Origin of the sequence: Streptomyces sp. NPDC007095, assembly GCF_040634475.1 — a bacterium.
Lineage (GTDB): Bacteria > Actinomycetota > Actinomycetes > Streptomycetales > Streptomycetaceae > Streptomyces.
The window spans coordinates 18,652-31,976 of sequence record NZ_JBEYFS010000138.1 but is presented as its reverse complement, the minus strand read 5'-3'; the positions used below and the strand labels follow the sequence as shown (position 1 = coordinate 31,976).

Here is a 13,325-nt window from a genome sequence, read left to right as displayed (position 1 = left end):
ACCCTCGTACTGGATGTACTCGGGTCTGGGCCCGGTGCGGCGAGAGTGCGTGCATGGCGTCGCGGGGCAGGCGGGAATTTGACGACAGGGCCTAGGTCACAGGGGCGCTTCGTACGTACGTCCGCCCGAAGGGTGTGCCGGAGGTGTGTCGCGAACAGCGAGACACAACAAGAAAGAGCGGGAGCCGGCAAGTCTGACTCCCGCTCTCTCACATCGGCATCCGCCCTGGTCAGCCCCTGCTTTCTGCTGATCCCCGGCGAGTGTCCCGAAAGAGTCCTGCCCCGGTGCGGTGAGCGGCGGCCGGTCCTGCGGCGGACTGGCAACGAAGATCTACCTCGCCGGGGACGCCCGCGGTGGCGTATGCCGGCAGCGGCCGTCACGGGGGGTTGGCCGCCAGTCGGCAGGCACCGTTCGCGGCGCCGCCCGGCGTGCCGACCTGGGTCAGGGCGCTCACACAGCCCCGCAGGTCACCGTGCACACCTTGGGTACACGCCATTGTGACGGCGTCTGAGACTTCGACGCCTGATTGTCTGACCATGTTCGTGCAGGCCGGGATGTCCGCGTGGGCGGCGGGGGCGGCGAAGGCCACGCCGCCGATTGTGAGGGTCAAACCGGTGAGGACACCGGTGATGCGGGCCGCCGTGTGCATGGGAGGCACCTGCTCTCCGGGGCTGGTCGGGGATTCGCGGATTCAAGGCGCCGAGCAGCGGACGCGCCCGGCGTACGAGCGTGGCCTCGGGCCCCCACCCGTCGGCTCGGCAGGACTGCCCCTCCTCTGTTCGACGCTAGAACAACCCGCCGTCGCGCGCACTGCGGCCCGACGGCGGGACACTCCAGACCGCCTCGTTCCGCTCGTCCGGGCGGTCCCACCGGTGCGGGGCAAACATGCCGGCCCAGGCGCCGCCCCGACGCTGTGCCCGGCGACCGCGGGTGCGACCACGACCAGTACCGCCGTCTCGCCTTGGTCCCTCGACGTGAAGCCGTTGGCCGGGCACCCCTACGACCTGCGGCACGCGTGTACTACGCGGTGGCTGAACGCCGGGGTTCCGATCGCTGAGGTCGCCCGCCGGGTGGGGAACTCTCTTCACCGAGAAGGAAGCGCGTAGCCGACCGACTGAAACCGAAACCCATTACGCCGAAGAGCCACAATAAGAGAACCCCCCGTCCGGGCCTCCTATGAGCCAGTAATGAACTCCTATGAGCCAGTAATGAAGTTGCACAAGACTGATGCCGTCGCCGGCAGCGCGAATGGACCGGTCTTTTCCCCGAGACTTTTTCGGCGTCTCATCGGACAGGTCGTTCGGGGATCCCCGGAAGAACCTTCTCGGCGATGTTGAGGAGAACGCTGTCGTTCGGGAGGGCTCCGGACGTGCTCCACACGGTGATGTCGCAGTAGCCGCCTCGGTCATGACGGTCCAGGGCCACGGACAGCGTCCTGGCCAGGGGGCCTTGTTCGACCGGTCCGCCGGATCCGCCACTCCCGAGATTGATCTCGAGCTTCATGGTGTGATCCGAGGAGAGCACCGCGGGCCGACCGAGAACCGTAAGCGTCTTGATGTCCTTCTCGTCCCCGAACTTCATCAGCTTCACGTACTGGTCGGTCGACAGCTCGTTGTAAGTGGCCGAGACATTCACGGTGTACGTGTCGAACGTGACCTCGGCCTCCGGTTGGGCGACCTTCCCATCAGTCAGAGGAGCGGTGTTGTTGGTGCTGGAAACAGTGGTCGCGGTCTCTCCAGGCGTTCCAAGGAGCATGGCCAGGTCTGGCCGGTTGAGCGCCTTGCACAGCTCTTCACCGGTCACAGGCTGGGGCGTGTCCTTGTAGGCCTTCGGAAGCTCCTCGTGTGCGCCGCCCGAACACGAGGCGGGCTGCGGGGTGTTGTCGTCGGACGGCATGAAGCGTGGGGCCACCCACAGCGCGGCCGCGAGTGCCCCGAACACAGCCACGGCCGCGACGGCCTGGCTCCATGCGTTGTGCTCCTTCTCCGGAGTGTCCGGCCTGGGACGCGGCCCGGTTCCGACCTGGGCCTGGGGCTGGGTCTGGGGCTGGGCCTGGGGCTGGGCCTGGGTCTGGGTCTGGGGCTGGGAGGCAGCATCGACTGCCGCCCCGTCTGCGGAGGCTGTCGGACTCGGGTTCCGGCGTGCGCGCAGGGCCCGGATCACCGCGTAGACGCGTACTGCGGTGAACACGAGGAACACCACGCCGAGACCGGCCGCGACCCGATCGTGATCGTGGACGGCGAGATACATGATGCGTACGCCGAGAACAGACCCGACCGCGATGAGCAGGGGCTCGCGGACCCAGAACGGCAGAAGACGGAGGAGGAAACCGAGCATCCGGCGATCTCACCAGGACAAGATCACATTCGCCATGATGGAAGCCACAGTTCCGGGCACGTGCAGGGCCTGCCGAAGCAAGAGACGCCAAGCCGACGCTCCCGAGATCGGCTATCGGGACGACAGTGGGTGCCAGGCTGAGCCAAAGCGCCCGATATTCTGGACCACTCCACCGCCCTGAGCTCGGACACCCACCGCACGCCCGTGACCCGCCGTCCGCTACCGGCCTCTAGGTTCCTGAAACCCACTCGCTGCTCGCTCGCGATCAGTGCGCAACAATGCCAAAGAGCCGGACCCAGTAGGACTGGGTCCGGCTCTTAATGTCTGACACTTTGGCTGGTCAGCGGGTTGACCGCGCTGGTCCGGCTTCTGTGCCCCCGGCAGGATTCGAACCCGCGCACACGGCTCCGGAGTAATTGCGCCGATCGCCCCGCGTGGTTCTCTGACCTGCGACGGAGTTCGTCAGAGCACACCTCCGACACAGACTGTGTCGGAGGTGTGTCGGGCGTCCACCGCGTAGGACACGAACCTCCTCTGCTGCGCCCCCAGGCAGAACGGATCTCCAGGTGGCCACTGCCTTGTCAACGGTTCAGCGCCACGCGGCCACGGTGACTCGATGTCCTGACATTGTCAGCACTTGAAGGAGTCCTTGCTCCTCTCTTTCGCGCCCCGCATCTTGCCCCGCGCTTCGAGGGCGGCACCCTTAGCTGCGAGGGCATCCTTGTGCACCGCGTGGGCCGCCTTTCGCACGGTCTTTCCGACAACCTGTTCGGCCTTTGCCTTGGCTCTCTCTCCGGCACTCATCTCAGTACCTCCGCGCTCACTGGCCGAGTGCCCTTGAGGCAGGGGCAAAACCTTGAGCAGGCGGTGTCCCATGCGCCGCGCCCTACGGAGCGACCGCTTCGTCCCGAAGCAACTTGGACGGGTGCTCGGCCTTGGGGCCGGTGTGCTCCTCACCTGCGCTGACGGTCTACAGACATCCGTACTCGTCCGCCGTTGTCCGTCGGCTTCGTCACGCAGTTAGACACTCGCCGCCGATGCTCGTCCTCGCAGTGACGGTGGGAGCGGATGTCAGCCGCGGAACAGTTGCGGAAGTGGTCATTCCCGGCCCAGGGCACTGGTCGTGCGGTCATCGACAGCCGTTGGTGGCCACCGGTGGTTGCGGTGGCTGCGGTATCCCGCTGCTGTACAGCCCCCGCAGCCGGCTCGGATGGGTGGCCCCGACGGCGAGGAACAACGCCTCGACTGAAGTCCTCCTGTTGACAGCCTCAGCCCCCACTCAGCTCAGAATGATCAGCCCGGTCGCCTTCCTTCTGGTGCGCGTGGCGTGTCGGCGGGTTTGCCCGCGTAGTCATCCGCAGAAGTTTCTGTTGATTGACCAGCGGGCTGGTGATACTGGCTATCGGATGCGAGGACGTTATCCACCGTGTGGGTTTGTCGGCGGTCGGTGAGCATCTGCCAGCCCACCAGAATTGCCAGGACGGCGAGCAGGGCGGATGAGGTGATCGTGGTTCCTGCTCCGAGTCCGCCCTGCGCGACAGGCTTTTCCACCGCGTTCTCCGCCACCGCACCCAGCGGGCGGGTCAACACGTAGGCCGCCCAGAACAGCACCGTGCCCGAGACCGGGGTCAGATAGTGCGCGGCAAGGATCACGAGCATGGCCCCGCACAGCAACAGAGAGCTGTCGCGGAAGCCGAGACCCAGACCGCCCGAAAGGAAGTCACCACTGGAGGTGCCCAGCGTGTTGGACACCAGCGTCGCGGTCCAGTACAAGACCTCGCCCTCCGTCGTGGCGATCCGCTCCACATCCATGGTCTGTCCGGTCATCCGCCACCCGATCAGTACGATCGCCAGCAGGCTGGTCAGGAGAATCGAGCCGCCGGCGTAACCGAGCCCAGCGGTGCGGTTGATGTAGTCGGACATCGAGGTGCCCACGATGCTGGTGGTCAGAATGACCGACCAGAACACCATCGGGCGGAAGCGGTCGGCCTTGAGTTGCATCACCAGGGTGAGCGCGAAGGCCACCAGAAAGATGATCGCGCCGACGGCGTAGCCGAGATTCAATGGCGCCATCGTGACGAAGTTCGATGCCGACTCGCCCAGCGTTGTGGCCACGATCTTGGTCGCCCAGAACATTGCGCCGACCAGCGGCAACTTGCTCACGGCAACCTTGCGCACTGAAGCTTTCATCCTCGCCCCTCATCAGGCACCGGTCCGTCGACTCCCTTGTGGCGGACCGCAGACCTCGCCCGCGAGACCATAGGTCCCTCACCGGGGGCGCTCGCTCCCGATTGACTGTGCTGATCCACCCGAGAGGGCGATGGTTGAGGGGCGCCCGACAGGTGAAGCACGTGCTGGCTGGGCGCGGGTGTCGGCCGGTACTCTCGGCGGCTGTGGCGGCTGTGGCGGCTGTGGCGGCTGCGACGGCCGTGGCGGCCGTGGCGGCCGTGTCAGGCCGTTCGCGCGGCGGTGGGGCTCGCGCCGTGTCCGAACCGCGGCGAGGATGCCGACAGGCGACCGCTAGAGCCCCAGTTTGGAAGATCGCGTATGTGCCTGGTGGCTGACCTGGTAAATCTCTGACCTGGTTCCGAACGGGGTCGTGGCCGCGATTCCCCGCAATTCCCTGTGGCTGCCCTCCGGATCGGGCACGCAACGGGCGCGAGGCCCCGGGCGCATCAGAGGCCAGGTATGTCTCCCCCGTTGGCGCAGGCTCTCACCAGGCGAGGTTGCCGGGCCTTCTGGCGCCAGCTGGCCTGTCTGACCTCTGGCTACGCACACCATCACGTGCCCCGTCCGAAGCACGACAAGAAGCGAACCGATGGTTGCGTAGTGAAAGAAAGCCGAGTAAGCCCTCGATTCAGATATTGCCGAGTACGGGGGCTTTCCCGTAATAGATCTTCGGACTTCGGCGGCGGGAAACCCACGACCGTTCGGGCAGCATCGAGATACGGCAGCTGATGGTCCGCAGGCAGTCCCGCACGCTCTCGTCGCCGGGCAAACCCTCCCGCACGGTCCAGGTGGGGTCGACGTAGTACGCGCGTGCCGCGTCACGCACGGGCAGGGCGAGCTGTATGCGGATGAGCCACTCCGCGACGCGCAGCTTCTGGCCGGGTCCGAGGAAGAAGCCTCCGCCATGGCTGACGAACTTGGAGGGTGGCGCCCGTGGTTGAGCCTACGAGAGTTCCTTCCGCATCAACATGCACATCGTTTCGTAGCGGCGCAACGATCCACGTCTGGTCAGACAGTCGCATGGGGCTGTCGGCGGTCAGCTCGGGTCGCGATGGTTGCTGCACTTCGCTGCTGTACTTTCGCTTCACAGAGCCAGCGAGAGGGGCATGGCTATGAAGCGGACGTACCTTGGCCGTGAGGAAGCGGAAGACCTCATAGGGAGGATCACGAACCTGGAGTTCGTGGAGGACGACGAGACGGAGTACCGGCAACTTGAGTTGCTGAAGCGTGGGTTGGGGTGTGAGCACATCACGGACCTGATCTTTTTCGCGGATCCGGAACTGTCACCCTCAGAGATCGTGGACAAGGCACTTGCCTGTCAGCCCTTCGTCGCGGGCGCCTCCGGCATCACCCCGGGCAGCGATGGGCATTAGGTCGGTGCAGCGCCTTCGGGCGGGAGGCTCGCAGGGTACTCGATCAGTTCTTCTGGAAGTGGTGGGCCAAGTCTGTCACGTGCGGCGGCTCACTGTAGCTGCTCCTGTGACCTGCGTGGACGCCGGGACTAGCTGTCATCGTCTGTCAACGCCGGTTCCTCTCGGATGGCCCGGAGACGGCCCCCAGCTCCGAACTCTTCGTCGCTTCAGGTCTGTTTGCGAGCTCGGCTAGGAATCGCTGAACCAGGAGCCGATCGAGTTCCATTGGAAGGCATCCCGCCAGGCAATCTCGCCCGCCGCCCAGCCCGCCAGGGCTGCGATGACCTTGTCCGCTGAGAGTGTCCGTGTCTGATAGTGCTCGGCAGGACTGCGATCACGATATTCGAGCTGGTAGGTGCCGTCAGGCCGGAGCCAGACCTGGGCGTAGCAGTCCGCCTCCGCGGCGCACTGCAACACGAGGTGCCCGTCACGGGAAAGGTTCAACACCGCTGCTTCCAGTCTGGCGCCGCGTGGGCAGTTCTGCTCGGGGCGGTGGCCTGGGTGCGCAGGGGGGTCCGAGGCTGCGGGATCTTCCCGGACAGGCTCGGCCGGCGGCAGTCCGCAGGCATCGACCAGTTCGAAGAAGAGGTTTTCCACGAACGGGTCCGCCCTCTTGGACAGGACCACACGCAGTGCTTCCCGATCCGCGGTAAACCCGCCCTCGGCCGCCCAGGCCGCTATCTGCTCCGCTGCTTTGGGCACGTCCGTGAGCAACCAGCGGACCCTCCTCTCTTTGTCGGTCTCCCCCGGTGGCTCCTCATCCTCCGAAGGCGGCGACACCGACACCTCGTAGTCGGCAGCCATCACCGGATCAAGGAAGGTCGACCAGATCACCCCGGACGGAGTGAGACCGCGGACGTAGCAGACATCGCTGTCCATGACGCTTGCGATCATGACTGGCGAGCCAGTTGCTGTGACCAGCCGGTGCAGCCACCGGTCGTCGTCGTTCTCCGGCAGATAGTCGTTCACTTGCAGCGTCTGCCAGCCCTCGGGGCGTGGCCGGCACTCGTGGAAGTAATCGGCACGCTCCTCGATGCACCACTCCGGGTCGTCGAATACAGGCAGGTCCGGCAACGAAGAACCGCTGCGCATCAGGACAAAATCGCCAGAGTAACCCATGCTTCCTCCCCAGAGACTGCCGCGATGCTAGCGACAGGGACGGACACCGGCTGGGTTGCCCACGCGGTCGGCGTAGCGACTTTGGCCGGGAGCTGCTTTGGCGCGAGTGATCATGGCCCCGTAAGCTGGCGTCTCTCGCCGGACGTTCTACCGCTGGCCTGAGGTGGGATATGGGCCGGCCGCTTTCAAGCTGCCCAACGGGGAGCTCCGAGTGTGGCGGAGTCACTTCACCACGTGGCTGCGACAGCTGGAGGCCGCGGCGTGAAGTCTCTCGACGTGAAGGTCTGGGCCGTGCGCAAGCGCGATACCAAAACGCCCTCATACGGCGTCCGCTGGTCTGTGGCGGGCAACGTCTTCTCCGACTCCTTCCGTACCAAGGCGCTTGCCGATCACTACCGCACGAAGCTCATGCGCGCGATGCGCGATGGTGAGGAGTTCGATGCGGAGTCCGGCCTCCCGGCCTCGACGGAACAGAGGAAGTCGGCCGTGTGGTGGTACGACTTCGCCCTCAGGTGCCTGGCGATGAAGTGGCCGCATGCCGCACCCAATACGCGGGACGGCATCAACGAATCGCTCACCAGCTTGACTGTGGAGCTCCTCGATGAGCGGGATGGACGGCCGTCCGACCAGGCCATCCGTAGAGCGCTCCGTAACTGGGCCTTCGTCTTGCCGGGTCCCGACGATCGAGACGTCCCAGACGATGTGCGGAATGACCTTCACCGGGTGTCGAAGGCGTCGCGGCCGCTCGTCGATCTTGGTGAGCCGGCCACGGCTCGTGCGGTGCTGGACTCGCTGAAACTCAAGCTCGACGGCACGGCTGCGGCAGCCGAAACCGTACGGCGTAAGCGGCGAATGCTCGTCAACGCTGCCAATTATGCGGTCGACCTGGGGGAGTTGCGCGAGAACCCCATCACGGCTGTCCGCTGGCAGAAACCGAAGGTGTCCAACCAGGTCGATCCGCGGGTCGTCGCCAACCCGGAGCAGGCCCGCAATCTCCTCGCAGCCGTCTCCTACGTGGGCGGATACCGGCGGGCTCGCGGTCGGCGTCTCGTGGGTCTGTTCGCTGCCATGTACTTCGGCGGTCTCCGGCCAGCTGAAGCGGTCGGCCTTGTCGAGACTGACCTGGCCCTCCCTGAACTGGGCTGGGGATCGGCTCTGCTCCACCGAACGCGCCCGTCGGAAAGCAGTGGACCGACTCGGGGGAGACTCACGACGACCGCGGGCTCAAGAACCGACCGACCGAGGACGTCAGGCGGGTGTCTGTCCCGCCTCACCTCGTAGCCGTGTTCCGCGAGCACCTGGCCACCTTCGGCACGGCGGACGACGGGCGGCTCTTCTGCAGCGAGAAGGGCTCGGTCGTCCCGTCCTCCACCTACTACCGGGTCTGGCAGGAGGCCCGGCTCCTCGCTCTCCCGCCGGCCGCCGCGTCCTCACCGCTCGCAAGCCGTCCGTACGACCTTCGGCACTCGGCGGTGGGGACGTGGCTCAACGCTGGCGTGGACCCCGCCGAGGTCGCCGAGCGCGCCGACAACAGTGTTGAGGTTCTGCTTACCCGCTACGCGAAGTGCCTCGACGGACGGCAGGACGTCGCCAACCGGCGTATCGAGGACCTGCTCCGCGAGTACGAGTGACGGCACCCGACCGTGCCCGAGGCCCCTGACGTTCTACCCAGGGGTCTCACCGTTTGTGCGGCCCATCAATCAGACCTGGCGGCCCGGGTCTGTTCGGAGGCGAGCAGGCGCTCAAGGTTCCTCCGCTCGCTATTGAGCGCAGCGAGCATCTGCGTGCGAGTTTGTTCGAAGTCGGGCTCAACTTCGACGCCGAGATCATGTCGCAGGGTGACCCGCAGAAGGTACACGCCGTTGGACAGTGGGCCGCTGAACCAAGCCTTCGCCCGGCCGTATGACCCGGCTTGGTCCGGGCTGCTCGGCAACTGCTTCACAACGGAGTACCCGACTCCGAGCGTCCTGTTGAGTGTCGAGGCCACTTCCAGGACATCCTTCGCCAGTGCCATCTGCGCCTGAGAATATTCCTCTGACCAGGCTTCTTTGGCGGCGTCGAGTGCTGTCGGCTCGACGATTTCGCCGCGCTCGGCTGCTCGGACTGCGTCTTGGGCAGCGACCCGGTAAGCGCGAGCCGTGGTGTTCAGACGGGCATAGAGATCCCGCATGGCTTGCTGCGCATGGTCGTGGCGGTCTTCTGCCCGTTCGCGATCGGCACGTTGGTTTTGCTCCCGGGTGACGCGCTGGCTGAGCACTGCTCCGCCCAGAGTTCCGCCTAGTAGGGTCGGGGACTGGAAACGGAGCAGCAGCCACCGCGCCAGTCCCCGACCCTACTAGAGTTCCTCCGACGCCGATGAGTGCGACGGCAAGAGTGGTCACGTCCACGAGATCCCCCAACTCGTCCATTTGGCTACTCCCAGGCGGCGACTGAATGCAGCGCGACGGCCGCCTTAGCCATGCTCCCGCGTCTCAGTCTCGGCATGGTCCGAGACCGGGACGGCGATGTGGTTCAGGCGTCCCAACGAGTGGTGATGGCTTCCGCCACGCTGAAGACGGCAACGCACTCGGCGCACTGTGCTTTGCCGAAGACGTAAGTCAACTTGTGCGCGACATCGGTCTGGCCGTCTGCGAGCGCGCGACTGTGGAGTCTTTGAGCCAGCCCCTCGAAGGCTGAGGTGTCCGCAGGCTGCAGCGGCATCTTCCTTACCGTGGTCTCATTCATATACATGCTGTCCGTGGTCGAGAAGAAGCCGTACTCACCGAAGGCTATGAAGTTCTCTGTACTGCACGAGGGGCAGGGGACTTCGTATTCCTCGTCGTTCAGTCCGTCGAGCTGTTCGCCCCAGACCTCGACCCCCTCGAAGCTGAGGAGTGCCGCCAGCAAGTAGACGTAAGTGCTGGGGTCGTCGCCGAGGGTCGGATCCCGAAGAGCTTCCTCGGTCAGTTGTGCCAGGTCGGACATCTCCGAGGCGTAGGCCACGTGGGGATCTTGATCGCCGTATGGCTGATCAATGCTGGCCGCGATGGCGCCGGCCAGCACGAGCGGCATCTGTCGATCCGCGGGCGACCACTGGCGCGCCATGTCTCGCAGGGCAGGCAATGCCGCGTAACTGGCTGAGTAGACGGTGCCCTGATGACACAGCCGGGACCAAAGTGCGGTCCAGGCTGAATCCTTTGGTGTCGGGCTCACTGCGTCGAGTAGGCCGGGAATGTCTTCTGCCGTGCCGTAGGCGTGGTGGAGCTGGGACCAGTCCGTCATGTCAGCGATCTAAGCAGTCGGGTGCTGCGGACTTCACGGCTGGGGCCGCGCCAGTTGTCCTGTTTTCCGGGCGAGCCACGCCCAGCACCGGAAGGGGGCAGCGACCTGCGGCGATGCCTCAAGATCCCGTCCATGCCTCGTCCACAGACCCCGACATACAGCGGCTTCGGGTGGCATCTGGCTGCACATACGCGAAGACCCCGGCCTCAGCGTTTCCGCTGGTGACGGGGTCTTTGGGCACCTCATGCAGGGTGCCCCCGGCAGGATTCGAACCTGCGCACACGGCTCCGGAGGGCACGCCCCATTCTCTGAGCAAACCGTACTCCACCTGCACTTTCTCCTGTCTTGGAGACGGGAGAAGGCTGATCTCTATCGCATACCGTGCGCGGGGTGACGTTGAGGCACGCGCTAGCTGGTCGGTGTCCGGCGGTACCGCTGAGGACAAGGTGCTGCACCGCTCGCGCTTAAGTGGCTGAACCGATTGCTTGCAGATGGGCCGCCGATGTTAGCTCGGTACGGTACCTGCGCTGCCATTGTGTCCGGAAATTCAACCACGTCGCGTTTACGGACTTGGGTGTCATACCGCAACTGACGCTGATGCAGCTATCTATGCAGTCATGAAGTTTGTTGCCCCGGAAGGTGGCCGTTGCGCGACGCACCCCTGCTTCTGTCGGCCTCAGGCCGAATAGGCAGCCCCCATGCGCGGCGTATCGATCGAAGCAAGGCTCTCGCAGTGTATGGAGAGATCGCCAACTCTTGCCTGGCCTCTGCCAGCAACTGCGGGTCGCCATCGGTGTGGAGCGCAGCACCCCGACTGCGCCTGGTGAAACCCTCGACGCCGAAGATGTCCAGCATCGTCAGAGAGTAGTATGCGTAGACAGATGCCTCAAGTAGTAGCCGGTAGGTCTCCACCGGCAACTCTAGACGTTCTTCGGAGAGGTCAAATTCCCGCCTCCTTTCGGCAAAGTCTGAAAGATCGCGATGAAGTCCCTGAAAATCAGTAGTCCCTGACCGGAGGCGCCTCATTAGCTTCCTGAAGGACTCAAGAAGTGGGCTAGCGTCTTCAGTCCACTCCTGCCTGCTCAAGAGAACGCGGAACCCGGAAAGCGTTTCGAACAATTCTTCCAGGATGAGTCGTCGAGATATTTGTGCCAGTTCGCCCGTTCGGGTGGTCGCTTCCGTCTCCATCACTCTTCGCCCGTAGCGCACAAGATCCCTGGCGATTCCACCTGATAGAGCATGAACAAGCATCACGTATGGATCGGATATCCCTGGAGCGCGCTTCTGGAGGATGCGTGTTGACTGATCGAGAGTTCCTGGCTGGACGTTCACGACATCATCTAGCGAACTGTCGGTGGCGTCTCGGTACGGGAGCCCTCTTCGCACGAATGCAGCGCCTACGTCTTCAGCGACCGATATCAAATAGTGAACGTTTGGCACGCCGAAGATCGCTTTTATTTCGGTTAGGAAGCTTAATGCTTGAGAATCGCTGCCCAAGCGGTCGAGTTCATCAATGGCTACAATCGTTCGCTTCCCTCGCAAGGAATGAGAAAATGAGATGGTGGACAGTAGGTCTCGGAAGTCGGCCACCAAATCTGGAAAGTTTGGGGGAACGCTGGTGATAGAAGTGGCATGGGAAGTTCCCAAGGCTAGAATTTCAGAAGTTCCCGTAGTAAGTGTCGAGGTGGTGCTCTGGACGGTGTGAAGCCGATATAGCTGATCGCGGCATTGTCTTACCAGGAAGGGTTCGCCAGGTCGGGGCCTCCAGTCGGTCAGCTTCAAGATCATCACTCCGGCGAGAACCGACAGTACTCGAACCGGGTTGTCATTATCGGCGGCAAGGTTCCGCATGGCTACATTGGCGTGAGCGACGTAGATTATGCCGACCAGGCATAGCATGCGGATGAATCGGAGGACTCCCTTCTTTGATATGTCGATATCCGCGAACGACCACTCGTCATTAATGTCATCAATGTCGCCGGGGTCGGCTATCCAATAGACGAACCAAAGCAGTAAAATCAGAAAGAGTGCGCCTAGGCCATCTCCGATGGATCGCTGAAAGTTGTTGACGAATTCGGGATCGCGAAAACAGGAAAGGAACGGGATCATGATCAAGGTGAATCCAAGAATGTGGCCGCCAAGGTCCCGTATGTTCTTGAAAATGCCATGCCATAGACCACTGCTGCGTGACTTCCATGTCATTACGCCCAGGATCGTTACAAGGAGCCCGACTGCCACGCTTTCGCCTCGCCAGACCTGAAGTGAAAGGTCTAACATTTTGTCAGTAAGATCCTGGACGTTGGAGTAAAGGGCTTCTCCGTGCTGGTCCTTTAGGGTGCGAATCGCGGCGAAGGTGCCAAGTCCGATCAAGAAGAAGGCGGGAAGGGCGTATGAGCCCCACACTAGGAGCCGTTTGAATCTTGGTCCAACCCTCTGAAGGATTCTCTGTGTGGTTGTTAATCGAGTAAAATTCGGAGGAGAAAATCCTTTGCTCTCCATGTACTGCTCGCACAACTTGGCAAAGAGGGATACGAGGAAGTCCTGTGGAGTGAAGGTTGCTGGAGCTGGCACAAAGACGGAGAAATCTTCACTTGTGACGCAACCTTCGAGGAGGGTAGTTTTCCCTGAGCCTCTTGGCCCGCAAACGGCGATAGTTCCGCCGTCCATTTGGCTCATCTTTCGAGCTAACTGTTCTGCACCGATGCTGCTTACCAGATATTGATGGCTCGCCGTAGTTCGCAGACCGTCATAACTTTCTGCAAGTAGCAGTTCGTCTGGGTCATCGCCAAGCAGTACGTCTACAATACGCCGCATCAGAGGTCGAACGCCTTTGGTGCGTAGTTCGGATGCCCAAGAATTTCCGGCAACGCGAACATCGAAAGAGCAAATATGCTCTACCGGAATGCAGGCGGCATAAGTAAGGGCCTTGATTAGGGTTCGTCTGCTGGTTTCGTGGGCGCACGCTAA

General features: G+C 63.4%; 10 protein-coding genes and 2 pseudogenes. 3 read left to right on the top strand and 9 right to left on the bottom strand.

The features are described from left to right. Positions 1–376: 376 nt before the first annotated feature. The 5 genes from ABZ656_RS36650 to ABZ656_RS36630 all read right to left on the bottom strand — a co-directional run bounded on the left by ABZ656_RS36650 (position 377) and on the right by ABZ656_RS36630 (position 5,392). Positions 377–649, bottom strand: coding sequence for a hypothetical protein (locus ABZ656_RS36650; RefSeq protein ID WP_101400654.1), 273 nt, complete (start codon positions 647–649; stop codon positions 377–379). Between the two features lie 635 nt (positions 650–1,284). Continuing rightward, complete coding sequence (locus tag ABZ656_RS36645) at positions 1,285–2,337, bottom strand: DUF6215 domain-containing protein (protein WP_360273942.1); 1,053 nt, start codon at positions 2,335–2,337, stop codon at positions 1,285–1,287. A gap of 630 nt (positions 2,338–2,967) precedes the next feature. Further along, positions 2,968–3,141 (bottom strand): hypothetical protein, encoded by a 174-nt coding sequence (locus ABZ656_RS36640; protein WP_180362061.1) that lies wholly within the window; start codon positions 3,139–3,141, stop codon positions 2,968–2,970. Positions 3,142–3,630: 489 nt separating this feature from the next. Beyond that, positions 3,631–4,515, bottom strand: a complete 885-nt coding sequence (locus tag ABZ656_RS36635) for a hypothetical protein (RefSeq protein ID WP_360273939.1) — start codon at positions 4,513–4,515, stop codon at positions 3,631–3,633. Between the two features lie 679 nt (positions 4,516–5,194). Next, complete coding sequence (locus ABZ656_RS36630; protein WP_360273936.1) at positions 5,195–5,392, bottom strand: hypothetical protein; 198 nt, start codon at positions 5,390–5,392, stop codon at positions 5,195–5,197. Between the two features lie 286 nt (positions 5,393–5,678). Between ABZ656_RS36630 and ABZ656_RS36625 the strand changes: the two genes are divergently transcribed. After that, entirely contained in the window at positions 5,679–5,939 is a 261-nt protein-coding gene (locus ABZ656_RS36625; RefSeq protein ID WP_129592096.1) for a hypothetical protein, read from the top strand. 228 nt (positions 5,940–6,167) lie between these two features. Here ABZ656_RS36625 and ABZ656_RS36620 read toward each other — a convergent pair whose 3' ends face one another. Further along, positions 6,168–7,097, bottom strand: a complete 930-nt coding sequence (locus ABZ656_RS36620) for a hypothetical protein (RefSeq protein WP_360273933.1) — start codon at positions 7,095–7,097, stop codon at positions 6,168–6,170. 112 nt (positions 7,098–7,209) lie between these two features. Here ABZ656_RS36620 and ABZ656_RS36615 point away from each other — a divergent pair. Continuing rightward, a pseudogene (locus tag ABZ656_RS36615) lies at positions 7,210–7,362 on the top strand (excisionase). Then, a pseudogene (locus ABZ656_RS36610) lies at positions 7,359–8,728 on the top strand (site-specific integrase). Before ABZ656_RS36615 ends, ABZ656_RS36610 begins: the two co-directional pseudogenes overlap by 4 nt. A 65-nt stretch (positions 8,729–8,793) precedes the next feature. Here the strand turns inward: ABZ656_RS36610 and ABZ656_RS36605 are convergent. From ABZ656_RS36605 to ABZ656_RS36595, 3 genes are all read right to left on the bottom strand, one after another. Further along, positions 8,794–9,354: a hypothetical protein gene (locus ABZ656_RS36605; RefSeq protein WP_360273930.1), complete on the bottom strand. Its 561-nt coding sequence runs from the start codon at positions 9,352–9,354 to the stop codon at positions 8,794–8,796. Positions 9,355–9,608: 254 nt separating this feature from the next. Beyond that, positions 9,609–10,358, bottom strand: a complete 750-nt coding sequence (locus ABZ656_RS36600; protein WP_360273927.1) for a hypothetical protein — start codon at positions 10,356–10,358, stop codon at positions 9,609–9,611. A 615-nt stretch (positions 10,359–10,973) separates the two neighbouring features. Then, complete coding sequence (locus ABZ656_RS36595) at positions 10,974–13,025, bottom strand: P-loop NTPase fold protein (protein ID WP_360273924.1); 2,052 nt, start codon at positions 13,023–13,025, stop codon at positions 10,974–10,976. Positions 13,026–13,325 lie beyond the last annotated feature (300 nt).

Coding starts and splice junctions, on each gene's coding strand:
- ABZ656_RS36650 (WP_101400654.1), bottom strand. CDS start 649: ATGCACACGGCGGCCCGCATCACCGGTGTCCTCACCGGTTTGACCCTC.
- ABZ656_RS36645 (WP_360273942.1), bottom strand. CDS start 2,337: ATGCTCGGTTTCCTCCTCCGTCTTCTGCCGTTCTGGGTCCGCGAGCCC.
- ABZ656_RS36640 (WP_180362061.1), bottom strand. CDS start 3,141: ATGAGTGCCGGAGAGAGAGCCAAGGCAAAGGCCGAACAGGTTGTCGGA.
- ABZ656_RS36625 (WP_129592096.1), top strand. CDS start 5,679: ATGAAGCGGACGTACCTTGGCCGTGAGGAAGCGGAAGACCTCATAGGG.
- ABZ656_RS36620 (WP_360273933.1), bottom strand. CDS start 7,097: ATGGGTTACTCTGGCGATTTTGTCCTGATGCGCAGCGGTTCTTCGTTG.
- ABZ656_RS36600 (WP_360273927.1), bottom strand. CDS start 10,358: ATGACGGACTGGTCCCAGCTCCACCACGCCTACGGCACGGCAGAAGAC.
- ABZ656_RS36595 (WP_360273924.1), bottom strand. CDS start 13,025: ATGGACGGCGGAACTATCGCCGTTTGCGGGCCAAGAGGCTCAGGGAAA.